Source organism: Pontimicrobium sp. IMCC45349 (genome assembly GCF_047219225.1).
Lineage (GTDB): Bacteria > Bacteroidota > Bacteroidia > Flavobacteriales > Flavobacteriaceae > IMCC45349.
The window spans coordinates 2,586,973-2,604,489 of record NZ_CP178208.1; the positions used below are offsets into that span (position 1 = coordinate 2,586,973).

The 17,517-nt window shown below is 30.7% G+C and carries 17 protein-coding genes; 8 read left to right on the top strand and 9 right to left on the bottom strand.

Annotated features, from left to right (window positions below):
• Positions 1-92: 92 nt before the first annotated feature.
• The 4 genes from lptB to ACLII3_RS12090 form a co-directional block, all read right to left on the bottom strand.
• Positions 93-833 (bottom strand): LPS export ABC transporter ATP-binding protein, encoded by a 741-nt coding sequence (lptB, locus tag ACLII3_RS12075; protein WP_412984490.1) that lies wholly within the window; start codon positions 831-833, stop codon positions 93-95.
• Between the two features lie 73 nt (positions 834-906).
• Positions 907-1,257, bottom strand: coding sequence for a carboxymuconolactone decarboxylase family protein (locus tag ACLII3_RS12080; protein WP_412984491.1), 351 nt, complete (start codon positions 1,255-1,257; stop codon positions 907-909).
• Positions 1,250-2,071: a twin-arginine translocase subunit TatC gene (tatC, locus tag ACLII3_RS12085; protein ID WP_412984492.1), complete on the bottom strand. Its 822-nt coding sequence runs from the start codon at positions 2,069-2,071 to the stop codon at positions 1,250-1,252. Before tatC ends, ACLII3_RS12080 begins: the two co-directional genes overlap by 8 nt.
• Positions 2,071-3,036 (bottom strand): KpsF/GutQ family sugar-phosphate isomerase, encoded by a 966-nt coding sequence (locus tag ACLII3_RS12090; RefSeq protein WP_412984493.1) that lies wholly within the window; start codon positions 3,034-3,036, stop codon positions 2,071-2,073. The genes tatC and ACLII3_RS12090 overlap by 1 nt, the downstream gene beginning before the upstream one ends.
• Before the next feature lie 166 nt (positions 3,037-3,202).
• Between ACLII3_RS12090 and recQ the strand changes: the two genes are divergently transcribed.
• Positions 3,203-5,404 (top strand): DNA helicase RecQ, encoded by a 2,202-nt coding sequence (recQ, locus tag ACLII3_RS12095; RefSeq protein ID WP_412984494.1) that lies wholly within the window; start codon positions 3,203-3,205, stop codon positions 5,402-5,404.
• Here recQ and ACLII3_RS12100 read toward each other — a convergent pair.
• Positions 5,401-5,844 carry a hypothetical protein gene (locus ACLII3_RS12100; protein ID WP_412984495.1) on the bottom strand — a complete coding sequence of 148 codons (444 nt, stop codon included), beginning with the start codon at positions 5,842-5,844 and terminating at the stop codon, positions 5,401-5,403. The genes recQ and ACLII3_RS12100 overlap by 4 nt on opposite strands.
• A gap of 121 nt (positions 5,845-5,965) precedes the next feature.
• Between ACLII3_RS12100 and ACLII3_RS12105 the strand changes: the two genes are divergently transcribed.
• The 4 genes from ACLII3_RS12105 to ACLII3_RS12120 all read left to right on the top strand — a co-directional run bounded on the left by ACLII3_RS12105 (position 5,966) and on the right by ACLII3_RS12120 (position 9,726).
• On the top strand, positions 5,966-6,898 hold the full coding sequence (locus ACLII3_RS12105) for a peptidylprolyl isomerase (RefSeq protein ID WP_412984496.1): 933 nt from the start codon (positions 5,966-5,968) through the stop codon (positions 6,896-6,898).
• 173 nt (positions 6,899-7,071) lie between these two features.
• A complete protein-coding gene (locus ACLII3_RS12110; RefSeq protein WP_412984497.1) occupies positions 7,072-8,682 on the top strand; it encodes a lipocalin-like domain-containing protein in 1,611 nt (536 codons plus the stop codon).
• A gap of 62 nt (positions 8,683-8,744) precedes the next feature.
• Positions 8,745-9,179, top strand: coding sequence for a hypothetical protein (locus tag ACLII3_RS12115; protein WP_412984498.1), 435 nt, complete (start codon positions 8,745-8,747; stop codon positions 9,177-9,179).
• A 1-nt stretch (position 9,180) separates the two neighbouring features.
• A complete protein-coding gene (locus tag ACLII3_RS12120) occupies positions 9,181-9,726 on the top strand; it encodes a YfiT family bacillithiol transferase (RefSeq protein ID WP_412984499.1) in 546 nt (181 codons plus the stop codon).
• A 2-nt stretch (positions 9,727-9,728) separates the two neighbouring features.
• Here the strand turns inward: ACLII3_RS12120 and ACLII3_RS12125 are convergent, their stop codons facing one another.
• The gene (locus tag ACLII3_RS12125) at positions 9,729-10,283 is read right to left on the bottom strand and encodes a thioredoxin family protein (RefSeq protein WP_412984500.1); all 555 of its coding nucleotides are present in this window, start codon (positions 10,281-10,283) and stop codon (positions 9,729-9,731) included.
• Between the two features lie 104 nt (positions 10,284-10,387).
• On the opposite strand from ACLII3_RS12125, the gene ACLII3_RS12130 reads away from it, so the two are divergent.
• From ACLII3_RS12130 to ACLII3_RS12140, 3 genes are read left to right on the top strand one after another with little or no spacing between them, the layout of a single operon-like run.
• Entirely contained in the window at positions 10,388-10,723 is a 336-nt protein-coding gene (locus ACLII3_RS12130) for a tRNA-binding protein (RefSeq protein WP_412984501.1), read from the top strand.
• A gap of 3 nt (positions 10,724-10,726) precedes the next feature.
• Positions 10,727-11,623, top strand: coding sequence for a bile acid:sodium symporter family protein (locus ACLII3_RS12135; protein WP_412984502.1), 897 nt, complete (start codon positions 10,727-10,729; stop codon positions 11,621-11,623).
• A 6-nt stretch (positions 11,624-11,629) separates the two neighbouring features.
• Entirely contained in the window at positions 11,630-12,661 is a 1,032-nt protein-coding gene (locus ACLII3_RS12140) for a 1-acyl-sn-glycerol-3-phosphate acyltransferase (protein WP_412984503.1), read from the top strand.
• On the opposite strand, the gene ACLII3_RS12145 is transcribed toward ACLII3_RS12140, so the two are convergent.
• The 3 genes from ACLII3_RS12145 to ACLII3_RS12155 form a co-directional block, all read right to left on the bottom strand.
• Positions 12,656-15,166, bottom strand: coding sequence for a M14 family zinc carboxypeptidase (locus ACLII3_RS12145; RefSeq protein WP_412984504.1), 2,511 nt, complete (start codon positions 15,164-15,166; stop codon positions 12,656-12,658). The two genes, ACLII3_RS12140 and ACLII3_RS12145, sit on opposite strands and share 6 nt — an antisense overlap.
• An 81-nt stretch (positions 15,167-15,247) precedes the next feature.
• Complete coding sequence (locus ACLII3_RS12150; protein WP_412984505.1) at positions 15,248-15,625, bottom strand: PUR family DNA/RNA-binding protein; 378 nt, start codon at positions 15,623-15,625, stop codon at positions 15,248-15,250.
• A gap of 127 nt (positions 15,626-15,752) precedes the next feature.
• Positions 15,753-17,513 (bottom strand): ABC transporter ATP-binding protein, encoded by a 1,761-nt coding sequence (locus ACLII3_RS12155; protein WP_412984506.1) that lies wholly within the window; start codon positions 17,511-17,513, stop codon positions 15,753-15,755.
• Positions 17,514-17,517: the final 4 nt, after the last annotated feature.

A 17,517-nucleotide genomic window follows, 5' to 3' on the forward strand; every position in this document is an offset into this window, starting at 1 on the left:
TCGGAAATTCCTATCGCTTCTGAACAATAGGCTCCTCTTTATTTGCTAACTTACTACAATCGCAACGAAACCATACACGGAAACGGTGTAAATTAAAACTCCAATTTCTTTTTACGAAGCTCGAAGTTTTGACCTAAGTATACTTTACGTACCATTTCATCGGCAGCAAGGTCTTCAGGTTTTCCAGCTTTTAGAATGCTACCTTCAAACATTAAGTAGGTTCTGTCGGTAATAGCAAGTGTTTCTTGGACGTTATGATCTGTAATAAGAATACCAATATTCTTTTTAGTAAGTTTTGCTACAATACGTTGAATATCTTCTACAGCTACAGGATCTACTCCAGCAAAAGGTTCATCTAGTAATATAAAACTTGGGTCAGTAGCAAGTGCACGTGCAATTTCTGTACGACGACGTTCTCCACCAGATAATAAGTCACCTCTACTTTTACGAATATGACCTAAACTAAACTCTTCAATAAGCGATTCCATTTTATGTAATTGCTCTTTTTTAGATAGCTTGGTAAGTTGTAAAACACTTAAAATATTATCTTCAATACTTAGTTTTCTAAACACAGAAGCTTCTTGTGCTAAGTAGCCAATACCACTCTGTGCACGCTTATACATTGGGTAGTTGGTAATTTCTTTATTATCTAAATAAATAGTACCACCATTAGGTTTAATAAGACCAACAATCATATAGAAAGATGTTGTTTTTCCAGCACCATTTGGTCCAAGTAACCCAACAATTTCTCCTTGTTTTACTTCTAACGAAACATCTTTTACTACTTTTCGTCCACTATAGGACTTCATTAAATTATCAGCTCTTAATATCATATCTTCTTTATGAACGCTAAAAATAGTAAAATCATATTTACTATGTATTTGCGCAACTTATTTTATAGAATTATTAACCTTTATTTTTCTCTAACGCTTCCCAATATTCATAGGCACGTCTTAGATGAGGAATAACAATAGTACCTCCAATTAAAGTACCAATACTAAGTGTTTCTGCAATTTCTTCTTTTGTGATTCCTTCATTATATGAAGCTTCAAGGTGGTATTTTACGCAGTCATCACAACGTAATACAGTAGAAGCTACTAAACCTAAAAGTTCTTTGGTTTTTCTGTCTAAAGCACCTTCTTGAAACGCATTAGTGTCAAGATTAAATATTCTTTTAATTATCTTATTGTTATCTGCTAAAATCTTATCGTTCATTTTAGCACGATACTCATTAAATTCGTTTACGATATCAGCCATTTTTTAACGCTTTTTTCTTTTGATTTTTTAGAACAATTTTTGAAATAAATATACTTACTTGATATAATATTAAAATAGGAATAGCTACTATTATTTGACTCGCAATATCTGGAGGTGTAATAATTGCTGATAAAATTAAAACAATTACTAATGCATATTTGCGGTATTTTTTTAATCCTTGTGGAGTTGCAAGTCCAACTTTAGTTAAAAAATAAATAATTATAGGCAGTTCAAAAACCAAACCTGATGCTAAAGCTGTTGATCTTACTAATGCTATATATGAACTAATATCAATTTGATTATCTACAACTTCAGAAATATTATAATTTGCTAAGAAATTTATTGATAGAGGACATACTATATAGTATCCAAAAAGTACTCCTGTAAAAAACAGTAAAGATGAAATAATGATAAACCCTCTTGAATGTTTTCGCTCGTTATCTCTCATTCCTGGGCTAATAAATTTCCACATTTGATATATCACATATGGAAAAGCAATAATAAATCCAGCAAAAATAGAAGTCCATATATCTGCTGAAAACTGACCAGCCATGGTTCTACTTTGAATAATCATTGGTAGCTCTTCATTACAAAAAGAAGTATCAACACCTAAAAACTGTGAAGCTTTACATAAAAAACTATATGTAGGAAAGCTCATGTCTAGAGGAGCAAATATTATATACTTAAAAATGGATCTACTAAATATAAAAGCAAAAGTTCCCACAAGAACCACTGAGCCAGTAGCTCTAATTAAATGCCACCTTAAATCTTCAAGATGGTCTAAAAAAGACATTTCGTTTACGTTCTTTCCCATTATATAATGCCTTCTTTTATTAAATCATGTACGTGTACTACACCAGCGTAATTTCCATTACCTTCAACCAATAATTGAGAAATACCATTTTCTTCCATTGTTTCCATAGCATCAACAGCCATAGCATTTTCGTCAATACGTTTTGGATTAGGACTCATAATGTCTGATGCTACTAAGTTGGTGAAATCATCAGATTTGGCAAGCATTCGTCTTAAATCACCATCAGTAATAATACCAATTATCTTTTTGTTTTCTGTTACTGCAGTAACACCAAGACGTTTTTCAGAAATTTCAACAATTACATCTTTTATATTTGTATTTGGTGACACTTCAGGTTTTTCATTTTGAGAGGATAAATCGTTCACTCTTAAATATAATTTCTTCCCTAAGGCACCTCCTGGATGATATTTTGCAAAATCCTTACTAGAAAAACCTCTTAACTCAAGTAAACAAACTGCTAAGGCATCACCAATAACTAATTGTGCTGTTGTACTAGTTGTAGGTGCTAAATTATTTGGGCAAGCTTCTTTTTCTACATAAGCGTTTAAGATATAATCTGCTTGTTGACCTAAAAATGACTCCGTATTGGAAGTAATTGCTATCATTTTATTTTTAGCATTCTTGATAAGTGGCACCAAAACTTTAATTTCTGGTGTATTACCACTTTTAGAAATACAAATTACGACATCGTCTTCTAGAATTAAACCTAAATCACCATGTATGGCATCAGCTGCATGCATAAAAACAGAAGGTGTTCCAGTAGAATTTAGCGTAGCAACAATTTTATTTGCAATAATTGCACTTTTACCAATTCCAGTTATTATAACACGTCCTTTAGAGTTATAAATAAGCTCGATGGCATCAGCAAAATCTTTATCTATTAAGTTGGATAAATTTGCAATAGCATTACTTTCTAATGTTATGGTTTCTTTTGCTATCTTTATAATTGAATTTGTAGTACTCAAAATATCTATTTTTTACATTTAAATTTGATAAAGAATCTATATCTTTAAAAAACACTACAAAAAAACGAAAAAAAATAGGAGTGATGCTAAATAAATCATAATTTGAACAAATTTATTAGCATTTTATTTATTTTAGTAAAAGAAAAATATACTAATTGAGGGATTAATGAGTATTAGTACAACCGAACTACAAGAGTCTTTAAAAAAATATTTTGGCTTTAGCACTTTTAAAGGGCTTCAAGAACAAGTGATTAAAAGCATTTTGGCTAATCAAAATACTTTTGTGATTATGCCAACTGGTGGAGGAAAATCGTTATGTTATCAATTACCAGCATTAATGAAAGAGGGAACAGCAATAGTTGTGTCTCCTCTTATTGCATTAATGAAAAATCAAGTTGATGCTATTAGAGGTGTATCAAACGAAGAAGGAATTGCACACGTTTTAAACTCTTCACTTAATAAAACTGAAGTAAAAAGAGTTAAGGCAGATATTGAAAATGGTATTACAAAACTTTTGTATGTAGCACCAGAATCATTAACCAAAGAAGAAAATGTTGAGTTTTTAAGAGCACAAACAATTTCTTTTATGGCAATTGATGAAGCACACTGTATTAGTGAATGGGGACACGATTTTAGACCAGAGTATAGAAACTTAAGACATATTATAAAACGTATTGGTGATAATATTCCAATGATTGGATTAACTGCAACTGCAACACCAAAAGTTCAGGAAGATATTCTTAAAAATCTAGGTATTACTGATGCTACAACATTTAAAGCTTCATTTAATAGACCTAATCTTTATTACGAGATTAGACCAAAAACAAAGCAAGTAGATGCAGATATTATTCGTTTTGTAAGACAAAATGCTGGAAAATCTGGAATTGTTTATTGTTTGAGTAGAAAACGCGTAGAAGAATTAGCGCAAGTATTGCAGGTTAATGGTGTAAAGGCAGTGCCTTATCATGCCGGTTTAGATGCTAAAACAAGAGCTAAACATCAAGACATGTTTTTAATGGAAGATGTAGATGTAGTTGTGGCTACTATTGCTTTTGGAATGGGAATCGATAAACCAGATGTTAGGTTTGTAATTCACCATGATATTCCTAAAAGTATCGAAAGTTATTACCAAGAAACAGGTCGTGCAGGAAGAGATGGAGGCGAAGGACACTGTTTAGCTTATTATTCATATAAAGACATAGAAAAATTAGAGAAGTTTATGTCTGGTAAGCCTGTGGCTGAGCAAGAAATAGGTCATGCATTATTACAAGAAGTAGTTGCGTTTGCAGAAACCTCTATATCAAGACGTAAATTCATTCTTCATTATTTTGGAGAAGAATTTGATACAGAAACAGGAGAAGGTGGCGATATGGATGATAACGTTCGAAACCCTAAAAAACAAGTCGAAGCAAAAGAACAAGTGGCTGTTTTAATTGATGTGGTAGGAAAAACTAATGCTAAGTATAAGAGTAAAGATTTAGTAAATGTTATTATTGGTAAAGAAAACGCACTTATTAAATCACATCGTACAGATACACAACCATTTTTTGGTGTTGGTAAAGAAAAAGACGATAAGTTTTGGATGGCATTGATAAGGCAAGTTTTAGTTGCTGGTTTATTACGTAAGGATATCGAAACATATGGCGTTTTAAAAGTAACTCCTGATGGAGAAAACTTTACAAAGTCGCCAACGTCGTTTATGATGGCAGAAGATCATATTTATGATGAAGCTAGTAATGATGGTATTATTACAGCGGCAAAAGGAGGTGGAGCATCTGCAGACGAAACTTTAATGAAAATGCTTAAAGATTTACGTAAAAAAAATGCTAAAAAATTAGGCGTACCACCATTTGTGATTTTTCAAGATCCTTCTCTAGAAGATATGGCTCTTAAGTATCCAATTAATCTAAATGAATTATCCAATGTTCATGGAGTGGGAGAAGGTAAAGCAAAAAAGTATGGTAAAGATTTTGTGAGTCTAATTTCAAAATATGTTGAAGAGAATAATATAGAAAGATTAGAGGACATGGTTGTAAAATCAACAGGTTCTAACTCAGGTTTAAAACTATATATTATTCAAAATATAGACAGAAAATTGCCGCTTGATGATATAGCTTCTGCAAAAGGTATGGAAATGCCAGATTTTGTTAAAGAAATGGAAGCTATTGTATATTCTGGAACTAAACTTAATATTAGTTATTGGATTGATGAAATTTTAGATGAAGATCAGCAAGAAGAAATTCATGACTATTTTATGGAATCTGAAACCGATAAAATTGATGTAGCAATTGATGAATTTGATGGTGATTACGATGACGAAGAATTACGCTTGTATCGTATCAAATTTATTAGTGAAGTTGCAAATTAATCCTTTACAGGTTTAAATACAATTTCATGTTTTTTAGCTTTTAAAGTTAAGCTGTTTATTAAGTTGGGTTGTAGTTTTTTTATATCTCCTTTTTCAATCTGAAAATCTATACTAGTAACGAAGGTGTTTGGTATTTCTGAATAATCCGATTCAAACTCATCCATATCTGTTTTTAAAACAAACTCTTGGTTTTGTCCTTTTACAGTCAAAGTCGCACCTTTAAAAGTTTTTATTTTAAACCTACCAACAACTATTGTTTTAAAGTAGTAATAGCCACCTAATTCTTTTGCAGCAGCATACATTACATTTTCTTCAGAAATGGCGATAGCTTTTTCACTTATAGATTTGATAATAGTATCAGTGTAATTAGTATCTTGAATGTTAACAACCTTTTTCTTTTTCCCGAAACCAGATAAAACTTTACTTGAGAATAATTTCATATTCAAACTTTTTTGCAAACATATAAAAACCTTTAAGAATAGCTTAACGTAAAAACTAATAAAACATAATTCAAAAATCATTAATCCTTTATATCTTTGCAACCTCATAAAAATTAGAACAATGCAAGACGGTTTATACGCAAAATTTAACACAAGCAAAGGAGAAATTTTAGTTGCTTTAGAATATCAAAAAACACCTGGAACGGTTGGTAACTTTGTAGCATTAGCAGAAGGAAACTTAGAAAATGCTGCTAAACCACAAGGGAATCCTTATTATAATGGATTAAAGTTTCATAGAGTAATTCCTGATTTTATGATTCAAGGAGGATGCCCTCAAGGTACTGGAACAGGAAATCCTGGATATCAGTTTGATGATGAGTTTCATCCAGATTTAAAACATGATGCTCCTGGAATTTTATCTATGGCAAATGCTGGACCTGGAACTAATGGAAGTCAGTTTTTTATCACTCATGTGCCTACACCTTGGTTAGATGGTAATCATACTGTTTTTGGAAAAGTACAAAGCGGACAAGATGTAGTTGATGCTGTTGCACAAGGAGATGAAATTGAAAGTTTAGAAATAGTTAGAGTTGGTGCCGAAGCAGAGGCATTTAATGCTATAGAGGCTTTTAGAACTTTTGAAGGTTCTAGAGAAAAGCGCTTAGCAGAAGAAAAAGCTGCTAAAGAAGCTGAGCTTGATAAGTTAGCTACAGGATTTGAAAAGACAGATTCTGGTTTGCGTTACCAAATTATTCAAGAAGGAAGTGGTGTAAAAGCTGAAAAAGGAAAAATGGTATCTGTTCATTATAAAGGACAGTTAACTGATGGGACTGTATTTGACTCATCTTATAAGCGTAACCAACCAATAGATTTTAATTTAGGAGTTGGTCAAGTAATTCCAGGTTGGGATGAAGGAGTATCTTTATTAAAAGTTGGAGATAAAGCACGTTTTGTTATTCCAAGTGACTTAGCTTATGGAGCAAGAGGAGCTGGAGGAGTAATTCCACCAAACGCAACACTTATTTTTGATGTTGAACTTATGAATGTTAAGTAAACATATATTTTATTTAAATATATTAAAGCACCTTTTTTAAGGTGCTTTTTTTATGGATGAAATTTTCCTTTTAACGATTTACCCTACATTTTATACTGTTAAAATTACATATTACCTTAATTTTTTGTGGTGCATAAAGCAATATTCTAGCTTAGTTTTATAATCCATTGATAATGAAACTAAAAAATACCCTCTTATTTTTTATGTTTTTATGGTCTTTTGCATTGTATGCTCAAGATTGGAAAGCATATCCTTATACACCTTCTGGAAGTTTAGTTGAATTCCCTTTAGATGAAGGGAGACATATAGGTGAACCAATAGAATGGTGGTACACAACTGGACATGTTACTGGTCAAACATCAGGTAAGGAATATAGTTACATGTTAACTTATTTTTATTACCCACAATCAATTTTTGATGGATTTAGAATTTTAAATGTAACTGATCACGATACAGGCACATTTTATCAAGATGTGTTGCCTGTAAATTATACGCATTTATCTACAACTCAATTTAACATTGAAGCACAAGTATATTTAGGAGCGTTAGAATCATGGAAAAATAAACTAGATGGAAGTAGTAACCCAATTCCATTTGAATATGAAGTATATGCCACAGGAGGAAGTATAACCCTTGATATAGAAATGGAAACACTTAAAAGACCATTAATATTAGGAGATGATGGTTTCCTTAATCAAGGTAGTGTAAATTATACTTATTACTATTCGCAAACAAGCAATGCTGTTTCTGGATCGTTGACTGTTGACGGAACTACAGAAAATATTATTGGTAATGGATGGATTGATAGACAATATGGTGATTTTAACCCTCTTACAGGTGAGAAGTATGAATGGTTTAGTTTACAGTTGTCTAATGGAATGGATATAAATTTGTGGAACATTTTTACACCTAATAGAACCATTCCAGATAATGATAAATATAGAATCTTATCAGCTTATGTAGACGAATCAACCCAATATACAACAGATGACTTTGAGATTGAACGTTTACAATACTTTTGTACTCCAGATAATGTAAATTGTTATTCTAAGCAATGGCGACTTACCTCTACAGATATTCATGATATTGATGTTACAATTACTTCAATGCATACAACTACGGAAGTGCAATTACCATTTAGATTTTTTGAAGGTGCAATTACTATTTCAGGAACTATTGATGGTAACCCAGTTACAGGAGTTGGTTTTACTGAGTTATTGCATTATTATGAAGACCCAGATATTACAATTACAAATCCAGTTGGTTTTTATGATGTGTCTTTACCTATTACTTGGGACTTAAATAATCCAGATGATGGCAGACCTGTTTTGTATGATTTGGAGTATAGTATAGATAATCAAAATACGTTTTTGCCTATTGTTAGTGATTTAAGTGAGCCAACTTACTTATGGAATAACCCTTCAATATCTGAAGGTGATGAAGTTTGGTTTAAAATTACTGCAAAGTCTATTGATGGAGTTTTAACAAATACAATAGTGAGCGCTTCTGCTTCAACAGCTACATTAACAGCACCTAGTTTTAATCCAAATGGAGTGAAGCTATATCCTAATCCAGTAGATGATATAATGACATTAGCTTTCAAGCAACCATTAAGTAGTTTGCAATACGAAATTATAGATAGTAAAGGACGTCTGGTTTTAAGTAAAGCAACAAAAAATGTAGTCGTAGAAAACATTGATACAACTAATTTTTCACAAGGAGTTTATTTTATCAGAGTGTTTTCAGAAAGTGTAGAGGATTTTATAAAATTTGTAAAACGATAATTTATTTAAATTCTATTATTTGCGTAAAATTGCATCCCAAATAATAAGAGCATTAATAACAAATGAAGAGTGTTAAGCATACCGAATTATATAAAGAAGCTTTAATAGAGCTTAACTATGATTATGCCGATGTTTTTGTATATGAAGGATTTGTTATTGTTGAGTTTGCCGAAGGTCTAGTTTTTAATTGGGATGATTATGGTCAAACTATGGTAAAAGATGTTTGCGATTATTTAGATACTAATGGAGGTGATTTAGTATATATCTCTCATAGAATAAATAATTATTCAGTAAAAGCAACAGATTGGATGAAGCTTTATAGTCTTAATTATGATGTAAGAGCTAATGCTGTTGTAGGATATAAGCCTAATAGTTTTTTAACAACGGTTATTGAGAATTTATTTTTAAAAAATAAAATCAAAAGATTTAATAGCCTTATAGATGCAGTTAATTGGGTAAAACAATTAGTTAAAGAAGAGAAAGAAGAAAACGTTTGATATGTTAGATAATGATATAGAAAGGTTAAGATTCCCAATAGGTAAATTCAATCCACCTAATGAAATTACTGAAGCTATTATTGCCGATTGGATTGCTGTTTTAGAAGCATTTCCTCAAAAGCTTTCCAATTTAGTATCACATTTAACAAAACAGCAGTTAGATACGCCTTATCGCCAAGGTGGTTGGACAATTAGACAAGTAATTCATCATTTAGCTGATAGCCATCATCATAGTTATATAAGATTTAAATGGGCTTTAACCGAAGATAAGCCTGTTATTAAATACTATTATGAAAATCTTTGGGCTGAACTTGAAGATAGTAGAATAGCTCCTATAAGTTTATCATTAGACCATTTAAGAGCAGTTCATGCTAAACTGGTTTATTTATTAAAAACACTTTCTGATAAAGATTTAGAGAAATCATTTATCCATCCAGAACATAATGAGGAAGTTGTTTTAAAAGAGAATATAGGCATTTATGCGTGGCATAGCTTACATCATTATGCGCATATAGAGCAACTACTAGTTAGGAATAGCTGGGTTTAATTTTATTTCCATTTAATATTGCAGCCAATACTAGGTTTTTGCAATCTAGAATTTTCTTTTTCTTCTATTAAACAACCTAGAGCATGTTTTAAATCAATTCCAGTAATTTCTATACCATTTCCTGGACGTGAATCATCCAATTGACCTCTATAAATTAATTCTAAATTTTTATCAAAAGCATAAAAGTCTGGTGTACAAGCTGCATCATACGCTTTGGCTATATCTTGCGACTCATCATATAAATAAGGAAAAGGGTAATTGTTTTCTTGGGCATGAATTTTCATTTTATCCGGAGCATCTTGAGGGTAATTTTCTACATCATTACTTGATATAGCTATAAACTTAATGCCTTTAGATGTGTACATGTTGGCAATCTCAACTATAGCTTTATTTATATGAATTACGAAAGGACAATGGTTACAAATAAACATAATTACAGTACCTTGATTTCCTTTTAAATTGTTTAAACTCAATATTTCATTACTTACAGTATCAAAAAGGTTAAAACTTGGAGCTTTAGTGCCTAAAGGAAGCATATTTGAAGGTGTTCTTGCCATTGTTTTACGTTTTATTAATTCAAAAATAATAAACAAGCTTGTAAATATTTATATGTTAATTAAAATTTATATATTCAACTCTAACTAACGACTAACTATTTTTTATGAGTAATACTATTACTTTTGAAGACTTTGCAAAAATTGATTTAAGAGTAGGAACTATTATTGAGGTTAATGATTTTCCAAAGGCTCGCAAACCTGCTTATCAATTAACTATAGATTTTGGTGATCTTGGTATTAAAAAGTCTTCAGCTCAAATTACTACACTTTATAAAAAAGATGAATTACTTAATCGGCAAATAGTTGCAACAGTTAATTTTCCAAAAAAGCAGATAGCCAATTTTATGAGTGAGTGTTTGGTTATGGGAGCAGTTACTGGTAATGATGTTATTTTGTTAAAACCAGAGCAAGTAGTTAAAAATGGAACTCAAGTAGCTTAACTTATGCAGGAATTAGATAATGTACAAATACATTTTGATAGTGAAGCACTTTGGGTTATGAATATAGCCTTAGCTGTAATTATGTTTGGTGTGGCTTTGGGAATTACAGTGCAAGATTTTAAAAATTTATTTAAATCGCCAAAATTAGTACTACTAGGTGTTTTATCGCAATTTATATTATTGCCTTTTGTAACCTATCTTTTGGTTTTATTAATACAACCTAGACCTAGTATAGCTTTGGGAATGATGATGGTAGCTGCTTGCCCAGGAGGTAATATTTCAAATTTTATGACACAAATGGCAAAAGGTAATGCTGCACTTTCTGTGAGTTTAACAGCATTTGCTACTTTTTTGGCAATGTTTATGACGCCTCTAAATTTTCAAGTTTATGGTAATTTGTATGAGCCAACTGCTGAAATACTTAATAGAGTAGAATTAGAGCCCTTAGAGTTGGTGAAATTGGTAATGTTGATTCTTGGGATTCCTTTAGTGCTTGGAATGACTTTAAGGCAAAAGAATGAGCAACTGGCTGCAAAAATGTCTAAAATACTAAAGCCTCTTTCAATATTAGTGTTTATTGCTATTGTGATTATTGCGTTTACAAATAATTTAGACATATTCAACGATTATGTTCATCACGTTTTAGCTATTGGAATTGGACATAATATTATTGCAATACTACTAGGATTAGGAGTTGCTAAGCTTTTTAAATTATCTTTTAAAAATCAAAAAACATTAGCTATAGAAACAGGAATTCAAAATTCTGGTTTAGGCTTATTGTTAATATTTACATTTTTTGAAGGGTTAGGAGGTATGGCTATTTTAGCAGCTTTTTGGGGAATTTGGCATATCATTTCAGGATTGTCTTTAGCTACCTATTGGTCAAGAAAATCAAAATAAGAAATATTGAAAAAACTTTGGTTATATAGCGTTCGAGCATACTTGCGACTTGGCATGTTCTTTTATTTTAGAAGAATTCATGTGCATAATATTGATAGCGTTCCTAAAAACAAACCAGTATTATTACTATCTAACCATCAAAATGCATTATTAGACGCATTATTAATTGCTACTAGATCCAATCGTTTTGCATTTTTTTTAACAAGAGCTGGTGTTTTTAAAAAGGAATTAGTAAGTAAACTATTAAAAAGCTTACAAATGCTTCCAGTATATAGAGTTAGAGATGGTTGGAGTACCATAACTAAAAACAATGAAATATTTGAAACTTGTTCTAAGCTTTTGCATGAGAATAATATGGTGATTATTTTTCCTGAAGGGAGCCATAACCTAGCAAGAAGAGTTAGAGTTTTAAGTAAAGGGTTTACTAGAATAGTATTTGATACGTTAGATGTATATCCTGAAACAGACTTGCAATTAGTACCAATAGGATTAAATTTTAAAAATGCTAAAATTTATCCAGATGAAACAAGTATGTACTATGGTAAACCAATTGCTGCGAAAGAATTTTTAAAAGGAAGTAAAAATGAGAATATTTTAAGCTTAAAGCTTGAAATTCAAGAGAGGTTAAAAGAGTTAACCACACACATTCCTATAGAAAATTATGATGAAGATTTAAATAAGCTAGAATCTATTAATGTTGATTTTTTAAAACCTAAGCAGGTAAATGATTGTTTGAAAACTAATTTTAAAGATTGTAAACCTGTATCAATTTCTAAAATTAATTGGTTAAGAAAGTTGTTTAAACTATTACTTATAATAAATGTATTGCCTCCTTACTTGGTTTGGAAATTAATAGCAGAACCAAAAATAAAAGAACTAGAGTTTTTATCTACGTTTAGATTTGCTATTGCAATAACTCTAGTTCCTATATATTTAATTGTAACTACTATTGTTTTAGGAGTACTATTAACACCTATAATAGCTTTATATTATTTCATGTTTGTGATTATAATTTCACTTTTAACTGTGAAATTATAATTCATCTCTAAAAAATATAGCATTCATTAATAGCTTATTTGTACCATACCAAAAAGCTCTAAAATTTGTGTTGTCTGTAAAAGCAACTACATTCCCTCTGCCTAGTCTTTTTATTTGTAATGGCACTGAGGTGCTTAAACTGTCTAGGTTAGGTTTAGAAATATAACCGCTTAATAGAGGACTCTTGGTATATTGGATTGGGTTGTTATAGCTGCTTTTGTCTGGCTTCATAAAAAGTGTTGTATTTCTAAATAACGCAAGTTTATCATTTTTATAACCAAATGCAATTGGATGAGAACGATCAATTTTTGTTTCAAAAATAGCTCCACCAATAACCTGAGCACCTCTAAAGTTACCACGTTGTTCAAAACTTATATTTTTAGCAGGTACTGTAACTTTTTTAAATTCAAGTTTAGCTAATTCTTTATTTTTTAGCCACTTTATAGCATTTCTATATGCTATCAAAGTACCTCCATTTTGAATCCAAGTTTTAATTTTTTTTGTTTTGCTTTCATCTAACCCAGACCAAGAGTTTGCCATAATGATGGTGTTATATCTACTTAAATCTGCACGACTAATACTTTTAGTGTCTAGCTTGGTAATTGTAATATCATACCTAGTATCAAACAAATGCCATATTTCACCAGCATCATATGATGAAATTCCATCGCCAACTAATAAAGCAATTTTAGGTTTGCTTAAAGCTTTGAAATTACTGCTTCCAAGGTCTATACCTTCTGTTAATCCAGTATTGACAGCATCAATTGTTACATGACTTTCTTTTGCTAATTTTGATAGTATAGAGTGTAAATCAGTTGCATTATATTTTTGATTTTGAACAGGAATCATAATGGTACCATAATCGTAATCTTTTCCATTCATACTAAAGCGTTTCATACCTACTTTAGCTCTTAATCCTTTGTTTAGTATTTTATTTAAAATCTTAGGTGTGTAATATTCATGCCATTCCATTACATATGCATAATTGCTTTTAGCAGTAACACTTCCTTGTTTATGTTTTAGATCTGTTATTTCATTACCTAGGTTATTTGTAGAAACATTTTCGGCATAATCTAAATTAAATGCTAGAGGAAATGTCCAAGCTGAAACATCATAAAATAAACTGTCTTGAAATTTGGTACGCTTTTCAAACATAGCATTTATTAAACGTGTGTTCTTTTGGTTTTTTGGAACCATGTAACTATATCCTTTTTTAAAGCGTTTTCCTTCAATAGTCATATCTTGTTTTAGTTCATGAAACTTTATTTTATGACGTTTTAAAATTTCTGCTAAATGATAAGCTTTTGCAGCATCTTTTTCATCACCAAAAACAATAGCTTTATTAGCTTGTTTGCTAGCTTCTTGCTTAGCGTTTTTATAGAAATTATGTTGATAGGTTAGAATGTCTTCTCTCATATTTTGAGCAGCTTCTAGTGTTGACATTGCTGCAGTTAGTTGATTACGAATAGTGAATGGAAATGTTAAAATACCATTATCACTTTCTTGAATATGTCCACGAGAACTAGCTTGTTCAAATAAAATACCAATACCTCCATTAATATCTGGGAATGTTGAGCCTTTTCCATAGTAAAAATCATCAAAACTTTCTTCAGTGTAATAAAGAGAACCAATCTTATTTAAAGCTTTCGCATGGTAATTACCAATACTTTTAGTAAGTTCTTGATTTAATTTTGGAGTTAAAGGATGCGTTCTAGAAGGGATTCCTGGTTGAAAGAAAAAAGTAGAGTTAGTTCCCATTTCATGATGGTCTGTCAAAATATTTGGTAACCATTTATGAAATGAAGCAATTCGTGCTCTAGATTCTGGTAATTGTACTGGTAGCCAATCTCTATTCATATCGAACCAGTAATGATTGGTTCTACCTCCAGGCCATACCTCACTATATTCTCTATCATTAGGGTCTGGGTTTAGGTTAATGCTTTTATTTGTATTTGCCCAATAAGCAAAGCGCTGTAATCCATCAGGATTAAATGAAGGGTCAAATAAAATTATAGTATTGTCTAATAAAGACATTACATCATTACTATTAGAAGCAGCTAAATGGTAAGCAGCAAGTAAAGCTGCATTAGAACCACTTGCTTCATTTCCATGAATAGAAAAACCTTGATAAACTACTATTGGTCTGTTTGAGACATTAGTTGTGTTACTCTCTGTAGCTGCTAAATGTGCTTCTCGAATAGCATCAATATTTTGATGGTTATTTGGAGAAGTTATTGTTAAAAGTAATAAAGGCCTTCCTTCAAATGTAATACCTCTGTTTTCAATAGTAATTCTATCTGATGAAGCTGCAAGGGCATACATGTATTGAACAAGTTTGTCGTGCGTTACATGCCACTCTCCAACTTCATGACCTAAAACACTTTTAGGTGTTGGGATATTGGTGTTATAGTTTGTGTGATTTGGTAAATAATACGAAAGGTCTATTCTGTTTTGAGCATTTATAAATGTAGTTACACTCAAAAATAGGATTAGTATTTTTCTCATAGTAAGTATTAGTTAAAGCATAAATATAAAAAAACCGCTACGAAATGGTAGCGGTTTTAATTTTTTAAGTTGTATTTTAACTTATATGTCTTCAAAGTTTACGTCAGTAAAGCTCTCTGGAGAAACATTCTCTGTGTTAGCTTCAGTTACATAATCTTCTCTTTTGTAATCTTTTTGGTGACGCTCGCTAATTACTTCTTCACCTTTTTCATTGATTATATAATCAGTCATTTCTGCTAATATGTTATTGAACTCAGAAAAGTCTTCTTTATATAAATAGATTTTGTGTTTTTTGTAGTGAAAAGATCCATCGTCATTTGTAAACTTCTTACTTTCTGTTATTGTAAGGTAGTAATCACCTGCTTTTGTAGCTCTAACATCAAAAAAATAAGTACGTCTACCTGCTCTTAATACTTTAGAAAATATTTCCTCTTTCTCCATCATTTCATTATTACTCATAGTTGTATTGTTAAGTTTGTTTTTAATTTTAGTGAATCAAAAGTCTAAAAAAAAATTATAGCAACCAACTAATTGTGATAAATCTTTTTACGATAGTATAAACAGATATAAAATAATTAACTGAAAATTATTGAGGTTTAGTTGATTCGCTAAGTTGTTTTAAATATAAGTTTTTATAATAGCCATCTTTAGTAATTAAGTCTTGATGCGCTCCTTCTTGAATAATTTCACCTTTTTCTAGAACAATAATTTTATCAGCGTTTTTAGCTGAAGAAATTCTATGACTAACTATAATGGTTGTTTTGCCTTTGGATACTTTTGATAAGTTAGTTAAAATTTGTTCTTCAGTTTCAGTATCTACAGCTGATAAGCAATCATCTAAAAGTAAAATCTCTGGATTTTTTATTATAGCTCTAGCTATAGATGCACGTTGTTTTTGTCCTCCAGATAGTGTAATGCCTCGTTCTCCTAAAATAGTATCATAACCTTTATTAAATTTGATTATGTTTTCATGTACAACAGCATTTTTTGCTGCCTCAATAACATCTTCATCTGTAGCAGTTACAAGACCAAACTTTATATTGTTTTTAATAGTGTCTGAGAAAAGAAAAGCGTCTTGTGGTACATAACCAATACTATTTCTTAAGCTGTTAAGATTTATGTCTTTTATAGCTAAACTGTCAATTTTGATGGTGCCATTTTCAACATCATAAAGTCTTCCTATTAAATCTAATATTGTAGATTTTCCAGAACCAGTTGTCCCAATTATAGCTAATGTTTCTCCTTTGTTTATATTAAAACTGATATTCTTTAAAGCTTGAATATTGGTGTCTTGATAGGTGAAAGAAACATTGTTAAATTCAATATTTCCTTTAATGGTAGTAGGTGAGTTTGTGTTGTTTTTTATTTCTGGTTCTTCTTTCAAAAACTCATTAATTCTTTTTTGAGAAGCTTCTGCTTGTTGAATAATAGAGGTTACCCAACCTAAAGTTGCTACTGGCCATGTTAGCATATTTACATAAATAATAAACTCTGCTATGGTACCAACACTTTCAATTTCTCCATTTATATACTGCATACCTCCAATGTAAATTACAAGCAAATTACTTGTTCCTATAAGTAAAATCATTAAAGGAAAAAATAGTGCTTGTACTTTAGTTAGATTTATTTGTTTTTGCCTGTTTTCGGTAGATAATACTTCAAAATCATGGTTAGTATGTGCCTCTATACTATATGCTTTAATAACCGAAATTCCACTAAATGATTCTTGAGCAAAAGTTGAAAGTTTAGAAAGGTACTCTTGCACAATAGTACTACGTTTATTAATCTCTTTACTTAAAACATAAATTAATATGGATAGTACAGGAAGCGGAATAATAGTATAAAATGTAAGCTTTGGTGATTGGTTGTACATATAGATAAATGCAACAACAAAAAGCGTTATCATGTTTAATGAATACATTATTGCAGGCCCAACATACATACGTACTTTACTTACATCTTCGGTAATTCTATTCATTAAATCACCAGTTCTATTTTTTTTATAAAAGCTAAGAGATAATTTTTGGTATTGTTTATAGATTTCATTCTTTAAATCAAATTCTACATAGCGAGAAACATTAATAATGGTTTGACGCATTAAAAATGTAAGTCCGCCAGCAACCAAAGCAGCACCAAATAAATATATTATGTTTAATAAAAGTTCTTTTTCAAAAACGTCTTGAGTTATATTTTCTTGAAACCTACTAGAAATGACATCTACAGAGCGCCCAATAAGTCGAGGCGTAAAAAGCGCAAATATTTTTGATGCAATTGTTATAATAACACCAACTAAAAGTCTATATCTATACTTGAAAAAATATTTATTAAGATGCTGAAGTTCTTTCATTTAT

Bases quoted from the DNA above. Each gene is read 5' to 3' on its own strand.
- lptB (WP_412984490.1), bottom strand. From the start codon at position 833: ATGATATTAAGAGCTGATAATTTAATGAAGTCCTATAGTGGACGAAAA.
- ACLII3_RS12080 (WP_412984491.1), bottom strand. From the start codon at position 1,257: ATGGCTGATATCGTAAACGAATTTAATGAGTATCGTGCTAAAATGAAC.
- tatC (WP_412984492.1), bottom strand. From the start codon at position 2,071: ATGGGAAAGAACGTAAACGAAATGTCTTTTTTAGACCATCTTGAAGAT.
- recQ (WP_412984494.1), top strand. From the start codon at position 3,203: ATGAGTATTAGTACAACCGAACTACAAGAGTCTTTAAAAAAATATTTT.
- ACLII3_RS12100 (WP_412984495.1), bottom strand. From the start codon at position 5,844: ATGAAATTATTCTCAAGTAAAGTTTTATCTGGTTTCGGGAAAAAGAAA.
- ACLII3_RS12105 (WP_412984496.1), top strand. From the start codon at position 5,966: ATGCAAGACGGTTTATACGCAAAATTTAACACAAGCAAAGGAGAAATT.
- ACLII3_RS12110 (WP_412984497.1), top strand. From the start codon at position 7,072: ATGAAACTAAAAAATACCCTCTTATTTTTTATGTTTTTATGGTCTTTT.
- ACLII3_RS12115 (WP_412984498.1), top strand. From the start codon at position 8,745: ATGAAGAGTGTTAAGCATACCGAATTATATAAAGAAGCTTTAATAGAG.
- ACLII3_RS12120 (WP_412984499.1), top strand. From the start codon at position 9,181: ATGTTAGATAATGATATAGAAAGGTTAAGATTCCCAATAGGTAAATTC.
- ACLII3_RS12125 (WP_412984500.1), bottom strand. From the start codon at position 10,283: ATGGCAAGAACACCTTCAAATATGCTTCCTTTAGGCACTAAAGCTCCA.
- ACLII3_RS12130 (WP_412984501.1), top strand. From the start codon at position 10,388: ATGAGTAATACTATTACTTTTGAAGACTTTGCAAAAATTGATTTAAGA.
- ACLII3_RS12135 (WP_412984502.1), top strand. From the start codon at position 10,727: ATGCAGGAATTAGATAATGTACAAATACATTTTGATAGTGAAGCACTT.
- ACLII3_RS12145 (WP_412984504.1), bottom strand. From the start codon at position 15,166: ATGAGAAAAATACTAATCCTATTTTTGAGTGTAACTACATTTATAAAT.
- ACLII3_RS12150 (WP_412984505.1), bottom strand. From the start codon at position 15,625: ATGAGTAATAATGAAATGATGGAGAAAGAGGAAATATTTTCTAAAGTA.
- ACLII3_RS12155 (WP_412984506.1), bottom strand. From the start codon at position 17,513: ATGAAAGAACTTCAGCATCTTAATAAATATTTTTTCAAGTATAGATAT.